Annotated in this window: 25 protein-coding genes; 5 read left to right on the top strand and 20 right to left on the bottom strand. The window is 45.5% G+C overall.

Features of this window, described 5'->3' with window-relative positions:
• Nucleotides 1-77 precede the first annotated feature (77 nt).
• Nucleotides 78-1,583, top strand: a complete 1,506-nt coding sequence (locus tag ACMXYN_RS04520) for a SpoIIE family protein phosphatase (RefSeq protein ID WP_415893685.1) — start codon at nt 78-80, stop codon at nt 1,581-1,583.
• On the opposite strand, the gene ACMXYN_RS04525 is transcribed toward ACMXYN_RS04520, so the two are convergent.
• The 10 genes from ACMXYN_RS04525 to ACMXYN_RS04570 form a co-directional block, all read right to left on the bottom strand.
• The gene (locus tag ACMXYN_RS04525) at nt 1,580-2,302 is read right to left on the bottom strand and encodes a hypothetical protein (protein WP_415893686.1); all 723 of its coding nucleotides are present in this window, start codon (nt 2,300-2,302) and stop codon (nt 1,580-1,582) included. The two genes, ACMXYN_RS04520 and ACMXYN_RS04525, sit on opposite strands and share 4 nt — an antisense overlap.
• Nucleotides 2,303-2,314: 12 nt before the next feature.
• The gene (locus ACMXYN_RS04530; RefSeq protein ID WP_415893687.1) at nt 2,315-4,408 is read right to left on the bottom strand and encodes an SLBB domain-containing protein; all 2,094 of its coding nucleotides are present in this window, start codon (nt 4,406-4,408) and stop codon (nt 2,315-2,317) included.
• On the bottom strand, nt 4,405-4,794 hold the full coding sequence (locus ACMXYN_RS04535) for a hypothetical protein (protein ID WP_415893688.1): 390 nt from the start codon (nt 4,792-4,794) through the stop codon (nt 4,405-4,407). The genes ACMXYN_RS04530 and ACMXYN_RS04535 overlap by 4 nt, the downstream gene beginning before the upstream one ends.
• Before the next feature lie 10 nt (nt 4,795-4,804).
• Complete coding sequence (locus ACMXYN_RS04540) at nt 4,805-5,104, bottom strand: STAS domain-containing protein (RefSeq protein ID WP_415890550.1); 300 nt, start codon at nt 5,102-5,104, stop codon at nt 4,805-4,807.
• A 238-nt stretch (nt 5,105-5,342) separates the two neighbouring features.
• Nucleotides 5,343-5,978: a sugar transferase gene (locus ACMXYN_RS04545; RefSeq protein WP_415893689.1), complete on the bottom strand. Its 636-nt coding sequence runs from the start codon at nt 5,976-5,978 to the stop codon at nt 5,343-5,345.
• 22 nt (nt 5,979-6,000) lie between these two features.
• Complete coding sequence (locus ACMXYN_RS04550; RefSeq protein ID WP_415893690.1) at nt 6,001-7,179, bottom strand: glycosyltransferase family 2 protein; 1,179 nt, start codon at nt 7,177-7,179, stop codon at nt 6,001-6,003.
• Nucleotide 7,180: 1 nt separating this feature from the next.
• Nucleotides 7,181-8,272, bottom strand: coding sequence for a glycosyltransferase (locus tag ACMXYN_RS04555; RefSeq protein WP_415893691.1), 1,092 nt, complete (start codon nt 8,270-8,272; stop codon nt 7,181-7,183).
• The gene (locus ACMXYN_RS04560; RefSeq protein WP_415893692.1) at nt 8,269-9,768 is read right to left on the bottom strand and encodes a GumC family protein; all 1,500 of its coding nucleotides are present in this window, start codon (nt 9,766-9,768) and stop codon (nt 8,269-8,271) included. Before ACMXYN_RS04560 ends, ACMXYN_RS04555 begins: the two co-directional genes overlap by 4 nt.
• The gene (locus tag ACMXYN_RS04565) at nt 9,758-10,252 is read right to left on the bottom strand and encodes a hypothetical protein (RefSeq protein ID WP_415893693.1); all 495 of its coding nucleotides are present in this window, start codon (nt 10,250-10,252) and stop codon (nt 9,758-9,760) included. Before ACMXYN_RS04565 ends, ACMXYN_RS04560 begins: the two co-directional genes overlap by 11 nt.
• A 222-nt stretch (nt 10,253-10,474) precedes the next feature.
• The gene (locus ACMXYN_RS04570; RefSeq protein WP_415893694.1) at nt 10,475-11,608 is read right to left on the bottom strand and encodes a beta-ketoacyl-ACP synthase III; all 1,134 of its coding nucleotides are present in this window, start codon (nt 11,606-11,608) and stop codon (nt 10,475-10,477) included.
• Between the two features lie 343 nt (nt 11,609-11,951).
• On the opposite strand from ACMXYN_RS04570, the gene ACMXYN_RS04575 reads away from it, so the two are divergent.
• Nucleotides 11,952-12,263: a hypothetical protein gene (locus ACMXYN_RS04575; protein WP_415893695.1), complete on the top strand. Its 312-nt coding sequence runs from the start codon at nt 11,952-11,954 to the stop codon at nt 12,261-12,263.
• Between the two features lie 66 nt (nt 12,264-12,329).
• On the opposite strand, the gene ACMXYN_RS04580 is transcribed toward ACMXYN_RS04575, so the two are convergent.
• From ACMXYN_RS04580 to ACMXYN_RS04620, 9 genes are all read right to left on the bottom strand, one after another.
• On the bottom strand, nt 12,330-13,451 hold the full coding sequence (locus ACMXYN_RS04580; protein ID WP_415893696.1) for a glycosyltransferase: 1,122 nt from the start codon (nt 13,449-13,451) through the stop codon (nt 12,330-12,332).
• A gap of 12 nt (nt 13,452-13,463) precedes the next feature.
• Nucleotides 13,464-14,195, bottom strand: coding sequence for an acyltransferase (locus tag ACMXYN_RS04585; protein WP_415893697.1), 732 nt, complete (start codon nt 14,193-14,195; stop codon nt 13,464-13,466).
• Entirely contained in the window at nt 14,192-15,997 is a 1,806-nt protein-coding gene (gene glmS, locus ACMXYN_RS04590) for a glutamine--fructose-6-phosphate transaminase (isomerizing) (RefSeq protein WP_415893698.1), read from the bottom strand. The genes ACMXYN_RS04585 and glmS overlap by 4 nt, the downstream gene beginning before the upstream one ends.
• Nucleotides 15,998-16,130: 133 nt before the next feature.
• Nucleotides 16,131-17,495 carry an O-antigen ligase family protein gene (locus ACMXYN_RS04595; protein ID WP_415893699.1) on the bottom strand — a complete coding sequence of 455 codons (1,365 nt, stop codon included), beginning with the start codon at nt 17,493-17,495 and terminating at the stop codon, nt 16,131-16,133.
• Nucleotides 17,496-17,497: 2 nt separating this feature from the next.
• Entirely contained in the window at nt 17,498-18,946 is a 1,449-nt protein-coding gene (locus tag ACMXYN_RS04600; RefSeq protein WP_415893700.1) for a lipopolysaccharide biosynthesis protein, read from the bottom strand.
• 204 nt (nt 18,947-19,150) lie between these two features.
• On the bottom strand, nt 19,151-20,119 hold the full coding sequence (locus ACMXYN_RS04605; protein WP_415893701.1) for a DUF4114 domain-containing protein: 969 nt from the start codon (nt 20,117-20,119) through the stop codon (nt 19,151-19,153).
• Between the two features lie 189 nt (nt 20,120-20,308).
• Nucleotides 20,309-20,800 (bottom strand): hypothetical protein, encoded by a 492-nt coding sequence (locus tag ACMXYN_RS04610; protein WP_415893702.1) that lies wholly within the window; start codon nt 20,798-20,800, stop codon nt 20,309-20,311.
• Nucleotides 20,718-21,617 (bottom strand): hypothetical protein, encoded by a 900-nt coding sequence (locus ACMXYN_RS04615; RefSeq protein ID WP_415893703.1) that lies wholly within the window; start codon nt 21,615-21,617, stop codon nt 20,718-20,720. The genes ACMXYN_RS04610 and ACMXYN_RS04615 overlap by 83 nt, the downstream gene beginning before the upstream one ends.
• Nucleotides 21,614-22,663, bottom strand: a complete 1,050-nt coding sequence (locus ACMXYN_RS04620) for a glycosyltransferase family 4 protein (RefSeq protein ID WP_415893704.1) — start codon at nt 22,661-22,663, stop codon at nt 21,614-21,616. Before ACMXYN_RS04620 ends, ACMXYN_RS04615 begins: the two co-directional genes overlap by 4 nt.
• A gap of 305 nt (nt 22,664-22,968) precedes the next feature.
• Between ACMXYN_RS04620 and ACMXYN_RS04625 the strand changes: the two genes are divergently transcribed.
• Entirely contained in the window at nt 22,969-23,916 is a 948-nt protein-coding gene (locus ACMXYN_RS04625) for an NAD-dependent epimerase/dehydratase family protein (protein WP_415893705.1), read from the top strand.
• A gap of 185 nt (nt 23,917-24,101) precedes the next feature.
• Here ACMXYN_RS04625 and ACMXYN_RS04630 read toward each other — a convergent pair whose 3' ends face one another.
• Nucleotides 24,102-24,302 carry a tautomerase family protein gene (locus ACMXYN_RS04630; protein ID WP_415883793.1) on the bottom strand — a complete coding sequence of 67 codons (201 nt, stop codon included), beginning with the start codon at nt 24,300-24,302 and terminating at the stop codon, nt 24,102-24,104.
• A gap of 329 nt (nt 24,303-24,631) precedes the next feature.
• On the opposite strand from ACMXYN_RS04630, the gene ACMXYN_RS04635 reads away from it, so the two are divergent.
• Both ACMXYN_RS04635 and ACMXYN_RS04640 read left to right on the top strand, forming a co-directional pair.
• Nucleotides 24,632-25,045, top strand: a complete 414-nt coding sequence (locus ACMXYN_RS04635; protein ID WP_415893706.1) for a group II truncated hemoglobin — start codon at nt 24,632-24,634, stop codon at nt 25,043-25,045.
• Between the two features lie 58 nt (nt 25,046-25,103).
• Nucleotides 25,104-25,406 (top strand): DUF3817 domain-containing protein, encoded by a 303-nt coding sequence (locus ACMXYN_RS04640; protein ID WP_415893707.1) that lies wholly within the window; start codon nt 25,104-25,106, stop codon nt 25,404-25,406.
• Nucleotides 25,407-25,575: the final 169 nt, after the last annotated feature.

Raw genomic sequence — 25,575 nt, forward strand, 5'->3', positions numbered from 1 at the left:
CTTAGCCTATGCTACAGGGTAGGCTGTTACAAGCACCAAGTGATTGAATTTTATCCGATATCGGTTTGGGCAGGGGAATGACAGAATTATTAGGCGAATGGCATTTAAAACCTCAGTTGGAAGAAGCGCGTAGGGTGCGAGAAGAGCTCGCTACCCTATTGGAACAATTTGAATGCAAAAACAAAGATGCATTCCTGTTAGCGACCGCAGAATTAATCGTTAATCTATCGCGCTACCCTGACCCCAAACCAACCGAAATTGTTCTGACTTTGAGTCGAGATCAATTTGATTACTGGCTAGAACTTCGTGATAACGGTCCGAGCTTTAGTCAGTTTAGTCAGATGTTGGACGATCCCGAGGACTTAACTGCTGCCGAAAGCGGCATGGGATTAAAGCTGTTAGCCCATTATTTTGATGATATGCACTATGTCCCAGCTTGTTATCGAGATGATGCTTGTAATGTCATGGTGTTGCGCCAGACAAGGCCGCAGGCTCAATCAGCATCGACCGTGTTAGTGGTTGACGATGATCCAGCCTATCGCTTAGTCATTGAGCAATACTTACTACCCCAATATAAAGTGCTGAGTGCAGCATCGGTGGCAGAGGCGTTTCAATCTGTTCTTAAATACAAGCCGGATCTGGTGGTGTGTGATATCCACATGCCACAAGCCGATGGCCCAGCCCTATTTGATAAGATCTCGCATATCCCTGATGTTGCTGATACTGCATTTATCTATGTGACCGGTTGTATAGAGCCGGAACTGCTAAATAAAGCCTTAAGGCGTCCAATTGATGATTTGCTTTCCAAGCCTGTTAGCAGGGAACAGCTGCTGAGTACGATTCAACGGGTCGTCTGCAGGCGTGAACATCTGCGTGCGCAGATTCACCAAGAGGTGGATCAAAAGGTTACCCTAGGATTACGGCCAAGCCTTCCCAAGCAGATCCCAGGCTATGAGATTGAACTAAGAACCGTCAATCCAGAAGCAGGGGGCGGGGACTTAGTTCAGTTTTATCCACAAAAGGATCGATCTCTGTTTCTATTTGCCGATCTCATGGGGCATGGTTTGTCTGCCAAAGGCTTCTCTTATGCCCTCGCTGGCTATTTAAGAGGGCTTTGCTCTGCTTACTCTTCGTTGGGTATAGAGTTACCCGCGTTGTTTAATCAGTTAGCCCTTGGCTTTAATGAAGATCCAGTGCTCAAAGAAACTCTGGCGACCATTGCTGCTATGACCTTATCTCCGAAAGGGGATGTAGCCATTATCAATGCTGGCCATCCGAGTCCTATCTTGTTTAGTGATACCGAGGTTAAAGAGATTGTGGCTAAGTCGCCGATGCTTGGTATGGGGATTGAAGGCTATCAACAAGCCTGCTTTTCTCTAGAGATAAACGATAGGGTTTTGCTTTATTCAGACGGTTTTAACGACGCGGCGGTCGAGATGCCAAAAGAGCTAAAAGCAGCTATTGAACGGAGTCGTCATCTAACTTTAGCAGCGGCGGCTGATCATCTGTTACAAGTGCGTTTGAACCTGTCTGCCCCTGATGATGATCTCACGCTGATCCTATTGGAGCGGACAGAAAGTTAGAGCTCCTGATTCAATAAGGTCATCTGGCTAAAACGTTTGCGCAGGTACTGCATCAGTTTTGGTAGTCTTTTTTCGAAGCGATAAGTTTCTCGAACGAGCTCCTGCTGCAGTGAGGGCGCAAAGCGATCATTCATAATTATTCCAGCCAGAATAGCCCCGCTGTTTTTTAAACTTTCTCTTGCTTCATCGACTTGAGATTCGGTGGTTCGGCCAGTGACAATGTTCAGTAATGTCGCTTTGCTGGCCGAGCAGATGATATCCACAGGAAGATGGTTATCGTTTTGTAGCTGTGATTTTTCGGTTAACACCGGAGCAGAGTCACAAATAACCATATCGAACAGATTTAGGCAGCTGTTAAAAAATAGTTTTAGGGTTTCTAGATCTCTAAACTCAACACAGTGACTTGATTGCACAGGGCAGTTTAAAACCATCAAGCCCGGTACATCGGTTTCTTGCGCGGCATGTTCCCAGTGGCCAGTTAAAGGTAGCCACTCATTGTTGGTGAGTGATAACCAGTTGGCTAACTGGGGTTTACCGGTATTTAGTTCTATCAACAATACCCGTTTACCCGCCTTAGCTGCTCGCGTTGCAACAGCTAAGGCTAGTGAAGTGTTGCCTGCGTCAGATTGGGTACTACAGATGGTAAATTGCTGTAGGTTCTGACGCAGTACTCGTGCGTAAACGGTTTCGATCGCGCTATGTCTATGCAAAGCTAACATTGTTGCTCTCCTTTACAGACCAACCAGCGTGGCAAAAGATATAACAGTTACAGATTCCTGTAGGGTGCTGACAAATCGATACCACGTACTTTGCTCTTTACCCGGTACATACAGGGTGTCACCGGAGCGAATCACTGGTAGATCGCGGTAATCACCTGTTTTTGCAAAGTCGATTAAGTCGAATAGACGGGAGTGAGCTTCGCCATCAATACGGTTAATCACCATAATTCGATCCTGCAGAGCGCTGTTCAGTGGACCACCGGCTTCGGCTAACAGATCCAACACGGTCATGTTGTCATCAAAGCTATAGCGACCTGGACGAGCAACCGCACCTAGCACACGAACTACGGTTTCTTTTGGCTTTTCTAACCATGCGCGGTCACGCTTAGGGATAAAGATCACATCTTCGTTTTTAACTGTAGGCAGTAGTGTTTCATCACCAGTTTGGAAATAAGTATGTAGGTTAAGGTGAGTTACCTCAGTTTTGCCTTGCTTACGATGAGTGATACGTACGCTGGATAGATCCGCCATACCTGTTGGACCTTGTGCTGCGGACAAAATATCGAGGAAGTTAAGCTCGTTGTTAAAGGCGTAACGGCCTGGGGCGCCTACTTCACCAAAGATATAGATAGAACGGTCGCTGGACTGTCTTACCCACTGTGAGCGGTTGTCATTTGGGTCTTTAGGTAGTTCTGGGATCACCACAGTATCACCGGCGCGAATGCGTGGGATCTGGCGAATATCACCACCTTTATCTAGGAAGTGCTTTAGGTCAAAACTAACAGACTCAGTGACGCCGTTACCTCGGTTCTGCAGAATCTGCAGGTGAGCAGTGTCAGCGCTGGCAATTGGGCCACCGGCATGGGCAATCAGATCCATCATGGTCATCTCAGATGCCCATTCGTAACGGCCAGGTCTTCTTACCGCACCGATAATTTTAACCGCACGATTAGGATGAACTTTTAACCAGCTTTTCTCATTCATATCTGTTTTTTCAGGGACGAGGATTGCATCGCCTGGAAGAATTTCAGGCAAACTACCGCGACGTTGACCATCGACATAGCCTTGTAAGTCAAAAGGAACGACTTGGCCATCGGCACGGATAATGCGAATCTGACGGGTTTCAGCAAAACGCGTTGGACCACCTGCAGTCGCTAATAGATCATAGAAACCACTTTCTTCACCCATCTCCATAGCACCGGGTTTGAAAACTTCACCCATGACATAAACAGTACGAGAGCCACTCTGAACTTGCTCGGTTGCTTGAGGGATAAAGATCACATCACCCTGATGAATTTCAGGCATAAGGTCAGGGTTACCCGTATCTAGATATTCACGCATGTTGAATGGGAAAGGCTGACCGTTGTGGATAACACGGATCTGCTCGATACCTGCATAACGTGTTACACCACCCGCACGCATGATTAGGTCCATTACTGATGCTTTTTCTTTATAGGCAAAGGTACCTGGGCGATGAACCTCACCAAATACTTTCACAGATTCACCGTTTTTACCGGCATCACCAGATGCGGTTAGCGTACGGGCATCGAAATCGACTTGGACATTACCAATCAGTGGAGATGCTGGCACAAAGATTACATCCATAGGATTAAGAGCGGGCAGAGAACTTGGATCACCACTGTCCAGATAGCGTTTGTAATCAAATTCGATAAGCTTGTTTTTTCTACGGATCTGTAACTTGTTAAGTTGCGCACCTTGAGCTAGACCACCGGCTTTGTTAATCGCCATTTGGACGTTGGAATGGATCGGTAGATCAACTGCACCTGGTGTTTTGACATAGCCTAATACAGTGACTGAAAGGCGGCGTTCTTGTAAGGAAATATCAAATTTTGACAGATCCTTATAAACGCTACCAAGGCGGTTTTTAAGCAGGGCTTTGGCTTCGCTTAAGTTGCGGCCTTCGAGGTTGATCGCACCAATCTCAGGCAAAACGATCTGTCCCTGTTGGTCCAACTGAAAGCTTTGTTCAAATGCGCTTTCCCCGGGCAGCTTTATCTGAATCATGTCACCTGGGCGCAGTGTTTCAGCCCATAGGTTGCCACTGAAAAGTACAAATAAGATGAGTGTTCTGATTAGAGGGATCATATGCATGCCTCCTGAGTTAGCTGTTGGTTGCAATGGCTTTTCACTCTTAAGGAAGCAGCTCCGTTCTCTAATATATGCAGTAACTTTTCTGCTTGCTCTAAAGGTAGCTGAGCTTGCATAAGGTAGTTTGCCTCATACAGCCTTCTGCTACGGGTGACCAGCAACTGAATCTCTTGATAGATCGCTGGATATTGGTCTTGTTTGCCATCTAAATTGTGTTCACTAATGACCGCTTCGCACTTTTTCAGCCTTGATTGCAGAGTGGGAACTTCACTTTTAATCGGGAAACGTTCTGCCACTCCGCCTTCGCCTTCAGGTACTAAGTAGAAGCAGCCAGAAGAGGTCATTAGCGTTGTGTGTAACAGTAATAGTGAGATCAATTTCATTGTTCTGGCCTCAGTCCTGAACAGTGATCGATTGATCAATACGAAGGTGCTTAAGCAGCTCTAAAGGCTGGCCATGTACACCGCAAAGGCTAAGCTTGCGTTCTTTGGAGCGTAAGCGTTTGAAAAGGAAGACGATGGCGCCAATACCGGAAGAATCGATAAACTCAATTTTTCCTAAGTTAAGGACTACGTCAGATTGATCCTGAATTAATTCATCGAATTTTGGTCGAAGAATCTCTACGGCAAGAGCATCTAATGATCCTTCAATCTCCAGATGTAGTTCATTTTGTACAGTTTCTAAAGTTGGCATAACGATTCTCCTTGAGTCGGTTATGACTAAGTAGGAGCAATCCTTATGCCAGAGAGGTAAGGCTATGATTTGTAAGGATTTAACGATTTGTTAGTTTATGTGAAATGAGAATGTAGTTCGCTATTCTCATTTTGCGAATCAAATTGTAAAACGTATTTTGAGCGCTTTATTACTGGGATGAGCTGAGCTCAGAGCTATCAATTTAGACTCATTCTGAGCTACTACCCCATTTTCATCGTTACTGCCCCCGACCGCACACCATCACGATCAGGGTTTTAAACATGATACCTAAATCAGAACGGAGCCAGCCTACCAAGCTTCCAAGGCTTAGCGCATAGGCATGATCGAAGGCAACTTTGGAGCGAACATCATCGATGGTGCGGTCGTAACCTTGGTTAACTTGAGCGAGGCCTGTGATACCCGGTTTAATTCCCCACGTACGCTCTGCAAAAAACGGAATCGCGTGTTCCAGTTTTTGATAGAAACCTGGGCGCTCTGGACGTGGCCCAATCAATGACATATCGCCTTTAAGAACATTAAAAAACTGTGGTAGCTCATCCAGTCGAGTCTTACGAAGGAAGCGGCCGACTGTCGTTACTCTAGGGTCATCTTCTGTTGCCCAGGTTGCGCCGGAAACGGCTTCTGCATCTAAACGCATAGTGCGGAACTTATACATCCAGAAGAGTTCTGTTTTTTCGCCGTTAGCATGACCAATACGGAGCTGTTTGAACAAGATTGGTCCAGGTGAGCTGAGATAGGTTGCTAATGCAATAAAAGGGTAGAGAAGAAGACAAATAATCAGCCCTGTGGTTGCAACTACTATATCCATTAAACGCTTGGCAAAAATCACGGGTGTTGGAATATAACTGTTCATGACAATCTCTCCTTATATGACATTAATCTCTAACTGATTTCCAATGGCCTTTCTCTAAACCTGCTAAGTAGCGCAGACATCCAGTAAGGCCGTTGTAGTAACCGTTAATGACATAAAAACCGAGTTTGAAAGGTTTATATAAGATATGAGTTGGAGTTTTGTTTTCTGGAATCAGTGTAGATAGGCGTGCCAACGCAATGCCTAGCAGTTGTAGCCCACTGAAAATGGCAAAAGCATCTAGATCGAGCGCTAGTAAACTGCACAGGATAAATTGCGCGAGCAAGATCAGCGGCATCAGGCCTCGTAGCGCTTTACCAGAAAAGAAACTGAAGGCTGTTCCACCAAAACTTGGTGAAAGTAACGTACTCAATCTGAGGACTTGTTGTAGGTTACCTGCGGCGATACGAATGCGACGTTTATGATCCATATCGAGGGAGGACGCTTCTAATTCCAAACCGATTAGGTCACAGTCATATTTACCCTCATAACCCTGCTCGATGATCTGCATGGGCAGAATAAAATCATCATTGATCGTATCCGCCTGTAGAGGAGTAAATAGGTCTTGGCGGATAAAATACAGAGCGCCATGTACACCAATTGCGCTACCAATACTCGCTTCACCTTGTTTGAGCTTAGTTTGATAGTTCCAGTACTGCTTTTCACCCTCACTACCGGGAGATAAGAGTTTGTAGGTAGCTGCAACAAAGCCCGTTTTAGGATCATCGAAGTGGCGATTAACCAGCTTTAATGCATCAAATGAGATCAACGCGGAAGCATCACTTAACGCCACGATGTCAGCATCGATATTCGGGATGATTTGGTTGATCAGTGCTACTTTTCCGTGGTTTTTGCGGAAGTTCAGGATATTGACATTTAAGTGAGCCAACTCAGGGGCTTCTAGAGCCTCGCGAGCGATGTCTGCTGTTCTATCCTTGCAGCCATCACAGGCGATAATGACCTGCAATTTGTCGCTTGGGTAATCCAAACTTGCGATGTTTCTAAGCTTATCCGCAATGAAGTCAGCTTCATTGTAGGCTGGAACAAAGATACAAAGTCTTCTGTAATTTTGATCAGCTATACGCTTTTCTTGTGACGAAGGAGTTCTCTTATTCAGCTGATTCATGATCAGAGGATAAGCGATATGGTGATAGATAATTAAGACCCAACTTAGGGCAAATAGGCTCAATAAGAAGATAATCATTTTAAGCCTCCTTTGGTTGTGACAGTAGCTGGAAGTAAGCGTCAGCGGTTTTATGTAGGTTGCCTTTCTTTAAGACAAACTCTCGTGGGCTATGACGTTTAGGCATTAGATACTGGCGTAAAATAGCATGCTGAAGTGCGACACGGCTGCCAGGAGGAATCAGATCGCCAGAGTCTGGGCAAACAATGGTTTTACAGCCTCCAACATCGGTCACAATGACAGGGACACCACATGCCTGAGCTTCCAATGGGGAAAGGGGTAAACCTTCGTTAAGCGATGAAAGGCAGAAAATATCGATCGCGTGGTAGAAGGGAAGGGTGTCATCTAAGTGTCCTAGAAAAAACACACGATCATTGATGCCCAGATCATAGGCAACAGTTTTCAGATGATTGAGCAGAGAACCATCGCCAGCTAAGACCAAGGATAAATTAGCATGGGTGTTGCTTAAGGATTTGAGCAATAACTCATGACCTTTTACGGCTTCTAATCTTGCGGCGCAACCTAGCAAAGTTCCTTGTACCGGAAGTTTTAAACGCTTACGGCTTTTTAACTTTTCAATTTGTGTTGGTGGACAGAAATGCGTCGTGTCCACGCCATTTTGAATAATATCAGGGCGACTATTTGGGAAGTGGTGTAACAGTTCATTAGCGACCGCTTCGCAATCTGCAACCAGCTTAAATGTCAGCGATCGGATTAAATAATCTTGCAAACGTTTATTTGCAGATGCATTGAGGTGCCATGCATCATGTTCTGTATGAACATGAGGTAGTTTTAATAATTTCGCCGCTATGCCACCGTAAAGCAGAGGACCGATATGGTGAGTATGAATAGCGGTAGCGTTGATCTCTTTTAATGCGCTTTTTAAACGCAAAAATAAGCGTGGACTAATGCCCTCTTTTTTGTGGAAAAATTGCAGTTGAGATCGGTATTGTTCCAGTCTTGGCCACTCTTTTACCGCTTCTTCATAACTGCCTTCTAAGCTAAAAATATAGACATCGGCTTTATTACTCAGTTGGTTTAACATGTCTAAAGCCATGGTCTCGATTCCGCCAGGGCGGAGATGTTGGACGATTTGTACGATTACTGTATTCACGATGTACTCTCCTGCAATGCTATATCGTTTAAATCTTTCTCAAGCGGCGGAATTCGAACGAGCACAGGGACATTTAACATCTCTGTTAAGGTGTCTTTACGTCGAACGGTGGTATCGAGGACTTCTGCGATTACAGCGAGCCCAAAACCAAGTCCGATGCCCGCAACAACGCCAGCAATAACAAAGGCGATAAGGGGAAGGTTGATAGGTGCCAAAGGTTCAAAAGGTGGATCGATCAGTTTTACGCGTTCACTCTCTTCATTCTTACCAAGTGATCGAGTGACTCTGGCCATCTCATGACGTTCGGCTAAGTCTTCATAGATTTTTTGGCGAACCTGAATGTCGCGCTCCAGCTCTTTTAAGCGACGCTCATGCTGGCCGTAGCCATTCACACGGTTTTGTAGGTTTTCTATCTCAGCAGTTAAGGAGCTAACCTCTTTGCTTAAACGTTCAATATGGTCGTCGGCTTGCTGTAGGCGCTCTAACTGTGAAATAAGCAGTGGATGTTGATTACCGCCTTGCTCTGATTCATTAGTTGTTGCGGTAGTGGCGATCGCCCAAAGGCGTTCAAGTTTTACTTTATTAAGGTCGCCTTGGTTTAGAGCTTTCATGCTAGCTAGAATGCGACTGCGTTCTCTTTCTAGGGACTGTAACTGAGCCAGAACATGCTGAACTTGGCTGTGCTCGTCGGTGTATCGAGCACGAAGTTGTGTTAACTCTGCCATCACGTTGATGATGGCTTCTTCAATTTTGCCGACGACGGGGTTCGTTTGTGATAGGCGCAACGCTAGGCTTGCTTGAGCGGCTTTAGCGCCTTCAAGCTCGATGCGGCGTTCAGCAATATAGGCTTTTAGATTGGATAAGCGTGCCACATTAGCGCCATGCAGTGCGGGTAGCTCGCTGGCGAACTCATTTTTATATTCGGCTAAGGCTTTTTCTGCAGTTTGCAGATCGGCTTTTCGGGTCTCTAACTCTTTCGCTAAGAAAGTTTCTGATTGAACGATTGATGAACGTTGTGGAGCAAGTACACGCTCGACAAAACGCATACTGACAACAGACAGTGTCTCTTTCATATGCGTTTTTTCTTCGGCTTTGTAGGAGATCTTAATCAGGTTGTCGCCAACCAGTTTTGCGGTTAGAGACTTCGAAAGTTGGCCGATGATATAAGCCTTCTCTTTCTCATCCATCTCTTCGGTAATCATCTCGCGCTGCCAAGCGACGCCTGCAAGAATATGGCGGCTATGCAGAAGAGCGTTGAGCGCTTCCATACGATGGCGAAGGTTAGTCGCGATCGATAGATCCTCTAAGAATGGGTTATGTTCAGAGGCTTCTTGAAACAAGATAGTGGTGGTTGTTTCATATTTTTTAGGCGACAGAATACCAATCGCCAAACCAATGAATGGCATAAGCAAAATAGGCAGCGCGATTAAATAACGACGCCTCCATCCCGCCCACAGAATGGACGCGATGTTTTTGACTAATGCGCTACGAATCATGGTTAGCCACCGTTAGGTTGTTGGCTTTTTTTATCAGCACCTGATTTGGCGCTAATGCAGGGGATAGGCGCATATCGGTTTTCTTGGCGCGCTTTTCCAGGAAGTTACTCACAGCGTTACAACGGTTGATACCTACACCGACCGCTACAAACCGATCTGAACTTTCACTCGGTGAGCATTCGACGCTGAGTTTCGAAGACTGAGCGTTGGCATATTCGTTGAGGTTATCTTTTTGTTTCTCATCTAATGCCACGGTGCCATCTGCGAAGTGCAAAACAAGTTCACGAGGGACATGATTCTCTGCGTAACCTTTCTCGCCGCGGGCACGGGAGAGAAGTTGATCTACGCTGATACTTTCTTCTGCTACGGGCGTGTCTTTAGAGCCTAAAAAACCTATATCCATGGTTTTTAGTGCTGCAGTACATCCTGTCAGTGAAAAAAGGCTGCAAGTGAACAGGGTGGTTGCAATAAACTTAGAGCGCATGATCTATCTCCTGAGCAAAATTTTGTTATTGCTCAAGAAATTGCAGCTTTCAGGCCAACCTAAATGAATTGATCTGCAAGCCCCATGAATACTGGGCTTTTGCTGTTTGAGTAGAGGGTAGTTGAGGCGAGGTTAACTAGGCTTTTTGAGGTTTTTCTCAAGCTGATTCTCAAAATGAGAATAAGCTTGAGAGATCTTCCAGAGGCATGTTTTTTTGCGAAATTAACGCTTTCTAATCACTAAGCTGCCTATGGAATAGCCTGCGCCAAAGGAACAGATAACGCCTAAATCACCCTTCTTGAGATCGGATTGATATAGATTGAATGCGATAAGTGAGCCGGCAGAGGCTGTATTGGCATATTGATCTAAGATGATCGGAGCCTCTTCTTGCGAGGCTTCTCGGCCTAATAACTTTTTACCGATCAGTTGATTCATATTGATATTGGCCTGATGCAGCCACCAGCGAGTGACTTGCTGGTTTTCAATCCCCAAAGACGCGAGCTGGGTTGAGAGGTGTTCTACGGCCATAGGACAGACCTCTTTAAACACCTTTCTTCCATGTTGAATAAAGAACTTATCCTGCCCGAAGGGATCACTATCATTGGTGTAGGCAAGGTAACCAAAATTAGAGCGAATATTGTTGGAGAAAAGCGTCACGGATTTGGTACTTAGTACATCGTAACTCTCTTCTCCAGTGCAGCTATCGGCGTTCTCCATTACCGTAGCAACAGCGATATCACCAAAAATGAAATGGCTGTCTCTATCACGCCAGTTATTCTGGGGTGATGTTAATTCTGGATTGATGATCAAAACAGCTTTTGCAGTCCCAGCGGTTAACATCTCATAGCCTCGTTGCAACGCAAATGTGGCAGAAGAGCATGCAACCAACATATCAAAGGCAAAGCCCTGGATCCCCAATGCTTGCTGAACCTCGATCGAAATAGCTGGGTAAGCTCTTTCGGTATAGGAGCAAGCAACAATCACAGCATCAATATCAGCCGCATTTTTATTCGCTTTTGTGAGTGCTTTTTTCGCGGCTACTACCGCCATTTCTGCTTGATGGGAAAGCTGATCATTATCCCGTGGCTCAATGTAAGGGCGCATTCTTTCTGGATCAAGGGCGCCTTCTTTGCGGTAGACAAATCTGCTTTTAATACCTGACGCCTTTTCGATAAATTCGGCATTAGATAAAGGCTTAGCTTCGTACTTACCAGCAGCGATCTCTTCGGCATTTTGCTGGTTATAGTTATCGGCGTATTGGTTATAGGCCTCTACTAATTCTTCGTTGCTGATACTGTATTCAGGGGTCCAAAGACCGAAACCGCTGATGACGACTGAGGAAGGGATCGAATTCATAAAATTGTCTCGGCAGGGCAGGTTATAGGGCTGTAATGGTTATAAAAGCCAACGTTAGATTGTCCCGTTAAACATAGCTTATGCCATTAACATAAGCGTTATTTTTTACTGGCAAATTCCTTCAGTTATTAAAGTTGAACTTTAAAATGGCCACTGCCTATGGGTCGCTTCTCACTATGAAAATAATTCCGAAGAGATTGCTGTCCCTTTCTCGCTGAAAATCCTATCAGGCACTATTGTTTGTGTGTATTAGGAAGGTTTGTTGATCGTCCGTCGGATAGTTAAATATCAAAAAAATTTAACTCGCCGTTCTATGGAGCCTTTTCTAAAGGAGGGAAGGAGTATGATGCTTGCAAGATGGCATATAGATGCGAGGTTTGGACACAAACAAACAGTGATTGATTCATTGTCTCGGTGGTTTGAAGAGATTGGCAGTCAAATAGGATGGACCTCTGACAAAGTAAGAATTGTCACAGGGTCTGTAGGTGCCAAAGAGTCTGTTGTGATTTCTGAAGTGGTGATCTCGGGATTAACCGAACTCGATGAGTCTTGGCAAAAATTAGGGGATATAGAAGCTCACAAGACGTGGAGTAAGGAACTAGAGCCTTATATTGTCTCCGGTTCACAATATTGGGAAATTCTTAGAATCGTCTGATCTGACGATTCTCTTTTTCAGGGGAATTAGATGCGATGATCTATTCCCCTGAATAATGGTGCTTTATTAAAGATCATTAAGCATCTCTTTTAAGTCCTCAGCACGTTGAGTCCAGCTTTCGCGGTTTACACGATTGCGGCGGATCTCTTTCATCAGTTCTCTGTGCTTTTCTGTGTTACCTATCTCTTCGATAGCCGCAGCAAAACCATCAGCCGCATTGCTTACTTTTACGAGATCTCGATAACCGTCTAGCGCAGGGAAATCAGTACTTACCACTGGACAGCCTGCTGCAAGATATTCTCGTAATTTCAGCGGATTGCAGGCTTCGATTTGTTCATTACGAAGGAAGGGCAGCAAACCAACATCCCAATGCTGACTATAGTGAGGCAGCTCATGATGAGGTTTAGGGCCTAACCAAACAATATTGGGCTGTTTTAGCAGCATGCTTATATCGGTGTGCGCAGGGCCGATCAACACGAAGGTCCAGTGGGGAAGGCATCTAGCGACTTCTATGTAAAGCTCTTGGTCAAACCAGCCTGCTAGCGCACCGTAAAACCCAGCGACGGGACCATCAGGAAGGTCGGATGCACGTTCTGCGGGTTGGCCGAACATCTCGCAATCGACCCCATGGGGTAAAACTAAGGTTTTTTCCGCAGGGAATTTTTCGGCTAGTTTAGGGCTTGCGGCAATAATCAACTGACACTTTTCAACTAACTCCTCTTCCATCGCTGCGACTGGAGCATGGTCCACACCATCTAGGGCAGAAAAATCATCACCACAATAATAGATGGCCGCGCGCTCGCCCATTTTGCCCACAACATCTACTGCGGAGGGTAGTGAAGTCCACAAAATTGGTGCTTCGCTTTGATCCTTCAGGTAAGGGCGAAGTTTGTTGGTGAGTAACTCTTTATTCACTGTTCTCGCAAGAGAGCTACCCGGGAACGGCAGTGCCATAGGATTTACCAAGCTTGGGTGTGCGCCAGATAACTTAGGCGTAGGCGCTTGCAGTAAAGCCTTGAGCTTATCCCAGATGCGACTCATATCGCGCAGATTCAGCCTAGGTCTTCTTAAGCCTAAGGAGTTTACCCATAACACTTCGTTATCGGCTAAAAGGTGCTTCATCAAATGCTGGGTGCTGCTGGGGTGTCCACCCCAGTCCTCACCAAAAACTAATAGATCGATATTCATGTGATCTCTCCTTTAAGCCACTTTGCATGGTTTAGGTTGAGATAGCGGTTTGATCACTTTTGCGGGTACGCCAGCTGCGATCACAAAAGGAGGCAAGTCTTGAGTCACCACACTTCCAGCAGCGACGATAGTACCTTCACCAATCGTGACTCCTTTCATTACAGTGACTCCAGAGCCGAGCCAAACATTTTTACGAAGGATGATGTCGCCAATCTGATCTTCCGTATCCGGTAGCCCTTTGGCACGAGCTTCTGGATCCACAGGATGACCAGGGTAGCCCGCAAGAAAGCCTCGGCCTGCGATACGGACGTTATCTTCCAGAACAACTCTGGTACCGACAGCGATGGTGGTTTGCCATGCGATGCCTACGTTGTTGCCGATAATTAATTGTGGTGTTTCTTTTCCACTCCAGCGACCGGAGAAGGTGGTTTGGCCAGAGATACGACAGCGATCACCCATGCTTATATCAAGGCTACCTTGGACAAGCGGCATGCCACCGTAGAGATACAATTGGCGACCAGCTTGGCTTAAGCGGGTCTTAAACATGGGTGTCCAATAAAAGACCCGTGCAAGCCCACTGATAAACCCAGTACATAATGTGTGCCCCATACGAATCGGTTTAAACACCAGATTTACCGCCGGGATTTCGAAATTGTGCAAGGTGTAATGACAGGCTTTTAAAGTACGGGCCAGTGGATGATTACCTGCTTTAACCCACTGTTTAAGCCCTTGTAGTGTGTTCATTCTACTGTCACCGATTTAGCTAGGTTTCGAGGTTGATCCACGTCGGTGCCTTTCGCCAACGCAGCGTGATAAGCGATGAGTTGCAACGCGATGGTGAACAAAATAGGCGTTACAATCGAGTGAGCATTAGGGAGGGTTACGGACTCCACTTCTAGGTCTTGTAGCGAAAGTATGCTTTCGGAATCACCTAAGAAAATACAGCGACCGCCACGGCTCATGACCTCTTCCATATTGGCTCTGGTTTTATCCAGAAGCTCGTCGTTAGGAGCGATAACAAACACTGGTGTGCCTTCTTCGATTAGGGCTATTGGGCCGTGTTTGAGCTCACCTGCACTAAAGCCTTCGGCATGGATATAACTGATCTCTTTGAGTTTAAGCGCACCTTCTAAAGCGATAGGGAAGTTAGAACCACGGCCGATAAAGTAAGCGTCTTGGCAATCTTGCATCGATGCGCCGATCGACTCGAATAGGGATTCTTGCTGTAAAACCAGATCGACCTGAGATGGCATAGTTGATAGCTCTATGCTCAAGTTTGATGCTTCGCTTAGATCAATCATTTTGCGGCAGTATGCGGCGCGAACGGCCAAGGTAGCTAACACTGTTAACTGTGCAGTAAAGGCTTTGGTTGAAGCAACGCCGACTTCGGGACCTGCTTGGGTCTGCATACTGAAGTCTGTTTCGCGGGCGATGGTACTTTCAGCAACATTGACAATACCAATGGTTTTTTGTCCTTGCTCCTTGGCATAGCGCAACGCAGCCAAGGTATCCGCAGTCTCGCCGGATTGAGAGATAAATAGAGAGACGCCCTGCTTGCTCAATAGGGGAGAGCGATAGCGAAACTCGGATGCAACTTCGACATCAACGGGTAACTTAGCAATTCGTTCAAACCAATACTTAGCGACCATTGCAGCATAAAAAGAGGTACCGCAGGCGATGATATTGAGTCTGTCGACTTGGCTAAAATCTATCGGTGCTTCGGGTAATACTCTTTGCGTGTGATAGAAAGTATCTCGGACACTATCCGTCTGCTGGTGAATCTCTTTATGCATATAATGACGGTGGTTCTGTTTATCCTGAGTGTGATCTTCTGCTTCGAATAACTGCATCTCGCGTTTTATTACACGACCAGAAGCATCGACTAAGTTAAAACCGTCGCGCTCTAAGCAAGCTTGATCACCTTCTTCCAGATAGAGGATATGCGTAGGTGATCCACTTAATGCCAATGAGTCAGAACCAAGACTCATTCCTTGTTCACTTCTACCGATTACCAAAGGGCTACCGCGGCGAGCCGCGTAAACATGCTCTTCGTCACCTTTAAAAAGCACGCCTAATGCAAAAGCACCTTGAAGATGGGATAGAGCACGGTTGAGTGCTTTTTCAGGTTCATAACCTTGATGTAAGAACAGACTGATGAGGTGAGGAATCACCTCAGTATCGGTCTGGCTTTGAAAGACAAAACCTTCACTTTGCAGCCACTGTTTTAAGTCGATGTAATTTTCGATAATGCCATTGTGAACAACGGCAACATCACTGTTGGAGTGGGGATGCGCGTTTAGTTCGTTGGGTTTACCGTGAGTTGCCCAACGGGTGTGCCCAATCCCTGCACAACTGGATAGATCCATCTGATCTAGTTGGTTTTTGAGGTGCTGTAATTTCCCTTCACGCTTCACAGTAGTGATGCCATTAGGTGCAAGGATCGATATACCCGCAGAATCATATCCGCGATATTCGATGTTACTTAATCCTTGCAATAACTCAGGGACAATGTCGTTGTGATTAATCGAGCCAACTATTCCGCACATGCCTAATCTCCTGCACATTTTTAAAAGTTATAGTTAGGTTCTGCAGAACTTGTGCCAGATTTATAATGCAATTAATTCAATGGCTTAGGTTGTTTTGAATGGGCTGTTTAATCCGCTTTTCGCAATATGCGAATCACTTTGCTAATTGACGTTTTTGATATTGAGACAGGGCGATAGCGACAGATAAAAGAATATAGATAGGCCAAGTAAAACCCATCGTCAGGAAGGTGCCGGAAACGCAGAAACCCGCTAATCCAGCCTGAACCGATTGGGCACAGGCATACAGAACTGGCGAGTAGGGTTGATTGGGTCTCGGGCGAAAATGTTGGGCAGTGGTCAGGCTTATTTTGGCAATGCTGGTGATGATGGCGATAAACAGAATAAAGCCAAGGATGCCGGTCTCAGCCATCACCCCAAACCAAGTACTGTGTACCGCATGGTTTTTACCATCCCAGTGAGGACTGTATTCAAAGTAATTAGATATAAAGTTATTTAGACCGACGCCAGTAAGTGGGTGATGAATCGCCATGCCCATTGCGGCTTGCCAGGCGTAGATTCGACCCATCGCCGATTCATCAATCCCCTCTTCGTGGGCACCGCCGGAGGCACGGTCACTTACACCGGCAATTACAAATAAAATACTTAATGCACATACACCTGCACCGATCAGCAGTATTTTATTTTGCACTCTATGCCAAGCGAATACCGCACCGACAGCACAAATTCCTAACATACCGCCTCGACTTTGAGTGGCGATAATGGCACAAAATACCGTCAGAAATGCGCACAAACTGAGTAGTTTGATGGTTTTGCCAAAGCCTGGTGTCATAAAGCTGGCTAGGGCAAAACTAGCTGGAAATAAAAGTACAAGAGAAAGGTCGTTAGGGTCACCCAGCATAGAGCCGATACTACGACCAATAGTGACACGGGTGCCTTCTACTAACTCAAGTCCCATCTGTTTGTTAAACAGTGCTACTGCGCCTACCGCAATACCACAAAACATCATGCTGATAATCAGCACATTAAACTGTGATTCTTCTCTTAGCAGCCAGCTAATCGCAATCAACATCAACGCAATTTTTACATAAGTCCCCGTTAGGGAATTAAGCGCTGCATCTCGATTAGTCGCTAAGACGGCACCGATAACGACCAAGAAGAAAAAACAGATAAACAGTGATTGCTCGCGACACCAGAATACTTGGATACGCTTGGTGATTAGATTGATAAATAGAGATCCTAAAGTTGCGATAGCAAGTAACTGCGGGATTTTCAGTGGGTATAGCTGGGGGAAAACCTCGTGCAGTCTAAAGAAAGAGAAGGCGATAAAAGCTAAGCAGAGTAGGAAGGGCAGGCGTAAACCGATCAAAACCATCAGTGGTAACAGTGCAATGGCGCTCACTGCGGGGTGAGGTACGAGATACCAAGCCGCAGCAAGCAAACCTATACAGGTGAGTGCCACCAAAATTTGTGAGCCATTGCCCTCTATTCGAAGATTCATCGCTATGACCTATTCAGAAGTTGAGCCGTCATATTTAGAACTTTTTTCGGGATTGGAATCAGTCCCACGGCTGTAGCTGTAGCGATAAAACCAACAATGATGGCGCAGTTTTGCAGCAACACTAACCAGCTTAAAGGTGCTGATGAGATTAGGCTGATGCAAAGGATACCTACGGCACCTGTGAATAACAGACGGCGCAATTGATATGGAAGCTGTAATGATCGCTGACTGACCCAGTAAGTGGCTGCCAAGCGACTACCTAGCGCTAGACATGTCGCAGCAATCGCCCCCCATGCGTGGAAGATAGGAATCAAGGTTAAATAAGCAATCAAAGCGACGATGGCTGCAGCACCATCAATCATTGCTGGGCGAACGGTGGTATTTTCGCTCATCGTGCCAAAGGCGAGTGTTGACGTCATGTTATGCACAGCTGCTAAGGCAGCTAGCCAAGGGATAAAAGCGATTGAATCGTGATAGGTTGCAGGCGTTAATAAACGAACCATCGTTGGGCCTGCAGCTGCGATGAACAGTGCTGCGCTAATGGCGATGACTACACCCAAACTACCGATTTTGGCGCAGCGAGTTTTGCCATCGTCTTCTTTAAGGCAACTAAAGCGACGGGCATGCCACCATAGGTCAAATGGTTGAATTAGCACGGCTGTAATCAGGCCGAATTTAGCAGCAAGAGCATACTGTGCCATCTCGGCGGTACCTACAGCATCAGCCAAGATCCAGCGGTCGAAGCTACCTAATACAAAACCGGATATGCCAACAAAGATCAGCGGGCCACCGTAAATGGAATAGGTTTTAAAACGGGAGAATTCAAAGCTAATCCCCGTATCGTTTAGCTGCTTCCAGATTAACCAGCTACACAACAAAATGGCAGAGGCGAGCGTTGCGCAAAGCACGCCCGTGACGCCGAAACCCATAAACAGTAGCGGTACAGCAATTGCCACCTGCAATGCCACACGCCCCGCCGTTCCTATTAGATACGACCAAGCCATACCAGACATACGCAGCCATGCCAGTGGGATCAAAATGGTACCGACCATAGATAAGCTGGCAAGAATCAGACGCGTATCCAGTTCGGCAATATCCCCTGGAAGTAAGCGACTGATAGGTCCTGCGAATAGCTGGCCTAAGATCAGTGCCAAGGTGCCAAGGCAGATCGCCATACCAAAAATATTGGCACTAGCTTTACGTTTTTCGATTTCGTTGTCGGCACTGCCAGCAAAGCGAAACAACGTTTCAGCTAACCCCATCCCAATCACGATACTTAATAGATCAGCCAAGGTTTGGAGTACGTCGAGGCGACCATAATCTTCAGGGGTTAAAAAGTGGGTGGAGACTGGGACCATGATTAAAGCCAGCCCTTTGGAGAGAGCGATGGCAGAAGCGTAGATCAGGCTGTGCTGAACTGCGGTGGGTAAATTAGCTATACGTTTTGACATGGTAAGCCTCCTTTCATTCAGATACTCAAGAGATGAGCGAATTACAGGCCATGTTTGATAAAACCTTTTAATTCAGTTGCTTAGTTTTATTCTTGGTTAGTAGAAGGTGATGTAGAGGTTAAAGAAAAGCTGATCTTTAAATTTTGATTCGCAAAATGCGAAAACGGCCCGTAGGCCGTTGTCGCGGTTGATGAAGTTTTCAGCCTAGGCTGATGTGAAGGGTTTATATCTTAGAGTGAAAAAGCAGAGTAACGCTGTTAACAAACCGGCGCTGCCACCTCCCAGCGAAGGCGCAGGCGCAGCCTGTAAACTGATCACGGTTTCTGTGGTAGGCACGTCTGCATATAAAGCGGTTACGGGGTCTGTTCTGATACTGAAAACCGCATCGTTAAAGTCATTATCACCATAAGGCCTTACAAGGTCCTCAAAACCTAAGATCATCTCACCCTCTGCAGATAGACTACTCATCATGGCAACGTGACGAGAGTATTCATCAGCGTTATCGATGGTTGCAAAGCTATCATTCTCTGGGTTCAAGAAATCGATAGTATACATAGCGAGTGGATCGGAACTAGTGTAATCCCAGCCCTTAACCTGACTACCATCCCAAGCGTTTTGAAGTAGGAAGAAACCGACGTTGGTTCCTGCCTCAAAAACAGTACCGCCTTCCATATCAAAGTCAGTACCATTGATATTGGTGATGTCGGCCCCACCGATAGTGACGGTATCACCGGACAGCAAACTACCGCCGCCCCCTTGTTCTGATACGTTGTTAAAGATCATCCCTGTTTCAATACCGGACAGGTTCTGTAATTCAGAAATACCGATATGACCAGAGCCATCCAAATCTATATCGCCAAATGAAATGTTATCAAATGCATCATCTGTGAAGGTGAAATAGCCTAATGAATTCCTATAGCCCGCGCCTTCATCGATGAAAGTAATAGCCATATGGGCATCTTCCTGAAGGGTAATATTTGGATTGTAAGAGCTATTTAAAAACTCTTGGTTAACGTCCACACTTTCGGGCAAAGCGGTTTGAACTTCGTTTAATAGTCCCTCTTCAAGTTGTATGTTTACCAAGGACTCAGTTTCATCCTCAGCTGCCAAGGCATTCTGGGCGATAGAAATCATCACTCCTGTGAACACCATACTTCTTATTTGATGTTTCATATCTCCTCCTAGCCATACCTGCATGCATTTAAGGTATTACTGATATAGCTTTTAAGGTTGCAGCAAGAGTTGTTCCATATGCTTTGGTTTTTTAATTTGTTGATTTTTATTGGTTTTTTAAAAGCAGTGCTGTGATTTGTTTTTAAAATAATTCTCATAATGCGAAATTGTCGCATTATGAAAACGGCATCAAACAATGATACGCGCTACTTTTTCTGCAATCTGACAACCACCAATTTCGACAAAAGCTAAAACCGCAGGTTTAGCAGTTGCTTTAGATTCAGTGGAATAAATGAACTTGGACACGCCAGTTTTTATACGGTCGATGGTGTAATCCAGTTGTGGAAACTCAGGGTAGATCTTTCCTCGGAAAATAACGCCAAAGCGATTCTCTTCAGCTTTAATCAGGCGTTTCAGAATATGGCTGCCTTCGGCATTCCTGAATAACGGAAGCAGGGCTATAGAGCCATCACATTGCTGATCTTGAAAACCACTGACTTTATAGGGGCCTTGGTTAGCTGCCTCGATCGTTCCTAAATATCTAAGCGAAGGGATATCTAGCGAAACGGCCCCGGCTTGCTCCTCAAGAGTGCCGACATTAATGGTTTTTAATGTTTTTAAACCGAGTGAGAAGCTGGTGGATAAAATCAGAACCAGTGGAAGTAGAATGGCCATTTTCATAGTTATCTCTCCTACGAACGCAAATTAATGTGACGATAAAGGTAAATAATTCGATGGCAGTAGCGCCAAACCCATCATGTAAAAAACTGTACCAGTCGTGATCGATCGTCATGGCGGATAGACGAAGCCCGTTAATGGTGAGCACTACTAGAGCTAAAATAACGGCGTGCTTAATATCTCTTCGCTCAAGCTCGCCATGTTTTAATAAACTCAGGGTCAACCACAGCAGCAACGCCAGAGACATATTGGTAAATGCTGAACAACCTGTAAGGACAAGTAAGCTAAAGCCGTTGGCTTGCACGATCGTATTACCTGCAACCGCAGCTTCAATCTGAAATAGGGGTAAGAACAGACTGCTAAACCAGGCATCGAAGGTTAGGATTTGGTTAGCAAATAAGGTCAGACTGAGCTGGCAGCAAGGCTCCCTAATTGCCATTGCAAACAGGATCGTGGCTGCAATTCTGTGTTTCTCCTGCAATGGGTGGCGTAACCATAACCATGCAGATGTAGCGGCGACCAGCCAACTTAATAGGGCGTTAGGAATCAATAGTAATCCGCATAAAAGAATGCCCGCATAGATATAAATGGGCGTCGTTTTTACCTTGTTAAAACGTACCTCTAAGGTCAGTCTTAAACTGATAAAAAGTACGACCCAAACGACAAAGCTATGGCCTAAACCACTAAATACAGCAGCATTGAACGGCTCACTGAGCAGGGTTCTAATGACTTCTGGCAGCAAAGCATTTATCACCGCTAAGTAAGTTAGTAATGGGAAGAACAGTGATTCAGCAGATGCTTGGGCAGCTAAGCTTCTCATAATGACCTCCTGTCGAACTTAAGGTTTAAGAAGCCTTTGTGGTGCGCCGCTTGTGCGTAGATCTCTAAAATTGAAGGGATAACAGTGCTATCGCTGTAGTACTTACAGATTCTGTGGTGAGCTGCGATCGACATGGCGGCTTTCTCTGTACCCGATTGGGTCCACCAGTTTGCAATCACTTTGCCGAGCGCGTTTTCATCACCTGTCTGCACTAACCAACCGGATTTATGATCTTCGATCAGATCAGGAATCGCGCCTAATCGATAACTAGCGACAGGGATACCTCGGCTCATTGCCTCAAGCGCTACTAGAGGCAGGCCCTCGCTTTTGCTCGAAATACAAAGCAGACCTATATCATTCCAATGTTGATCCATTTCGACCTGACCAAAGAAGTTGAGGTGGGGGTACTCGCGTTCTAAATCAGCTCTGAGTGGACCATCGCCATAGACATGGCAGGGGAGCTCCTTAGGTAATTTTTCTGTAATTCGAGCAAAAGCTTCGGGCCCTTTTTCGTCGGAGAGTCGGCCGACAAAAGCGACAGCCTTACCGCGTTCTGTTTGCAGTTTGGCGGGGGCTACAAAGTTAGCGATCTGTTGCGATGTGATAGGCAATCGAGAAGAGATTTCATCACTCACGCTAAGCACGCGGTCAGCTAAGATAGATGTGCTGTAGTCTAACCAGCTATAAAACCTTAATTTACCTTTACCCAGGTCCCCAGAATGAAAAGTGGAGATCACCGGTGTTGAGGTTAGCTTTCCGAAGATACGTCCAATAATCCCAGCTTTATAACCATGGGTGTTCAAAATACTGGGGGAGTGAGTGAGCAACTTATACAGCTCTTGGTAGCTACTTAAACATCTGTAAGGGAGCCCCTCTTCAGTTAACTTATCTTTTAGAGGGTGCGCGCCAAAATCTCGCATAAAGATAACTTCGCTACGGTAACCGTTCTGGTTTAGCCAGCGAGTGAGGTTAAGAATATGGCTCTCGATCCCGCCTTGATGGCGACTATCAACCAGTTGATAAATAAGCCAGTCATGAATAGACATAATCCCTTCCTCCTATATCGCTGAGATTGTTCATCCAGATATCAGCAAGGCCTAGGCCATTCACAAGCTTCTCTAGTAAAAACAGCTGCTTAGCTCATTGAGCCAATCTGAGTGGGTGAGGGGGAGCTTAAAATCAGGTTAATTAACGCAATTTGCAGAAATGTTTCGCATTTTGAGAAACAAAATGCGGCTGTAATATTGGGGTTTTATTTAAGTGATTGATATTTAAGTATAAATATTTTGGCTGGCTTCTTGCTGTAACCAATACATCAAGCAAATTGGTTTCAATAGTAAGGAGAAATACTATGAAATATCTGGTCACTGGAGGCTGTGGGTTTATTGGTTCGCATTTGGTAGATGCCTTGTTAGCGCAAGGCCATCAAGTGAGAGTATTGGATAACTTATCAACCGGTGTTGTGGACTATTTACCCGATCAGGTAGAGCTTGTATTGGGTGATGTCGCCGACTTAGCCATTGTTAAAGGTGCAATGTCAGAGATGGATGGCTGCTTTCACTTAGCGGCCATTGCCTCGGTAGAACAATCCAATTCTGACTGGGTGGGCACACATAAGGTTAATCAGCAGGGCAGTGTGAACGTCTTTGAAGCAGCGCGATATTGCGGCAGCCAAGATTCTATCCCTGTAGTTTACGCATCATCAGCCGCTATTTATGGTGACAACGCTACTATTCCTTTAGATGAAACATCAGCTCCTCGGCCTATCAGTGCTTACGGTGCTGATAAATTAGGCAGTGAGCACCATGCCCGAGTCGCTTGGTTAAATCACAAGGTATCCACTGTGGGGATGCGATTTTTCAATGTTTACGGCCCCCGTCAAAACCCCTCTTCACCTTACTCTGGGGTTATTTCCATCTTCATCGACCGAATTCTTAACAATCTCCCCATTACGATCTTCGGTGATGGTAAACAAACCCGCGACTTTATCTACGTAGCCGACGTGGTGAAACATCTGATCGCAGCCATGGAAAACACTAAAGGCGAAGCATCGGTGTTTAATGTTTGCACCGGACAATCCACCTCAATTTTGCAGCTAGCACGAACCCTATCGATGGTGGCTGGAGTAGACGTGAACATAGAACATAAACCTGCCAGAACCGGCGATATCGCAACCTCACTAGGTGATCCAAGCCGTGCATCAGCAAGACTAGGCATACGCGCTGATGTTGGATTAGGCACAGGTATGGCCTTTACCGTTGAAGCGATGAAAGGTGATTCTTTAAAAGAGACCGGTTAATACTACAGAACACAATTCTTCCAGCGAACTTGGTAAGTCTAACTTTAAATACTGTGCAGAGATCAGATTTAAAGTGGGGCTTACCTTTTTTATTTAGGGTGTTTGAGATTTGATAAAGTGATGAGCCCCTGATCCGCCTAGAAAGCCTGTAGTAAGGCGGTTTAAGACGATTGATAAATGAGTAACTATGATTGGCTCTTTTTCCATTCATCTGTAAGCATACCGGCAAAACCCCAATCCTCTTCTTCAATTTCCTGTATGACAATATGGGTATGTTCAGGTTTTTTTCCGAGTACTCTTTGTAGAGAGCCAGTAATGTCTTTAACAATTTCTGCTTTTTGTTCTCGAGTGACACCTTTGGTGACTTGAACATTTACATAGGGCATTTAAATCTCACATTTATCAGTGTTGGGTTGAATTCACAGATATATTTTATCGGTAAAACATCATCTTCAAGCTAGTAAACCGAGCAAGGTAGCATAGACAGGGAGGGAGCTCTATTGATGAAGGTTTGAACCTTAAGGGATTAGAGCGTTACACCTCTCTCTTTGATAAATTGCATGCCAAATTTAGTAACCCTTTAAATAAAAGGGGAATACATCGAAATTTATTACTAACTCTCCAAAATAAGCGACAGGTTTTGGACTGGATAAATTGCTAAAATATTGCGCAATTTGAGAAAGCACAAATATAGACAGAGCCCGAGTGATTATTGATGGATACTCCCAGCTGTGAATACGGTGTAAACGACAACTCCTACAAAATGGCAGGCGAGATAGCTGGCCTAACTCAGTTAGTCGATGACTTTTACCAATTTATGGATGAACTGCCAGAGGCGCAGACCATCCGTAAAATGCACCCAGACGATCTTACCGAATCACGAAAGAAACTTGCCTACTTCCTATCTGGCTGGTTAGGTGGTCCTAAGCTCTTTTCTCAAAACTACGGCTCTATTCGTATTCCTCATGCCCACAGTCATTTTCCTATTGGCCCAGAGGAGAGCGAAGCGTGGATTCTCTGCATGCAAAAAGCGGTTGCACAACAGCCTTACGAAGCACCGTTTAAGGTTTATCTTATTGAGCAGCTGCGTGTTCCGGCAGAAAGAATCACCCAAGCTTGCCGTAGATAAACGTCCTGCAGAAACGCTTTCCTTAGAAGAATTTTTTACCACTTTTTGAGCTTATTTAATGATCAAACTACTTCGCATCGTCAGCCTTCTCGAAGGCCTCTCTTACATCGCCATCTTAAGCGTCACACTTGGGTTTATCAGCCGAGATTATGTATCCACACTTGGCATGACCCACGGCATCCTGTTTATGATCTACGTGATTCAGGTGCTGAATATCTCTCACAAAGAAAACTGGACCTCAAAGCAACAGCTAGGTCTGATGCTAGCATCGGTAATCCCATTCGCCTTTATTCCAGCTGAGATCTACCTACGGAAATTAGAGCAGAGCAACCAGCAAGAAAAGGAAACAACGGCGGTATAGCGAGGCGATACCACCGAATTTGGCAGAGGAAAGATAAAGCAACGATCACCCTGTAGTGCTCAGTTTTATTTGAGCACTACAGGGTGGAAGATTTGTAGGGTGCAATAGCGAAGCGTATTGCACCGTCAAGGTCCCAGATTTGTGTAATACGCTCCGCTATTACACCCTA

It is taken from the genome of Neptuniibacter sp. PT8_73 (assembly GCF_047778045.1).
Lineage (GTDB): Bacteria > Pseudomonadota > Gammaproteobacteria > Pseudomonadales > Balneatricaceae > Neptuniibacter.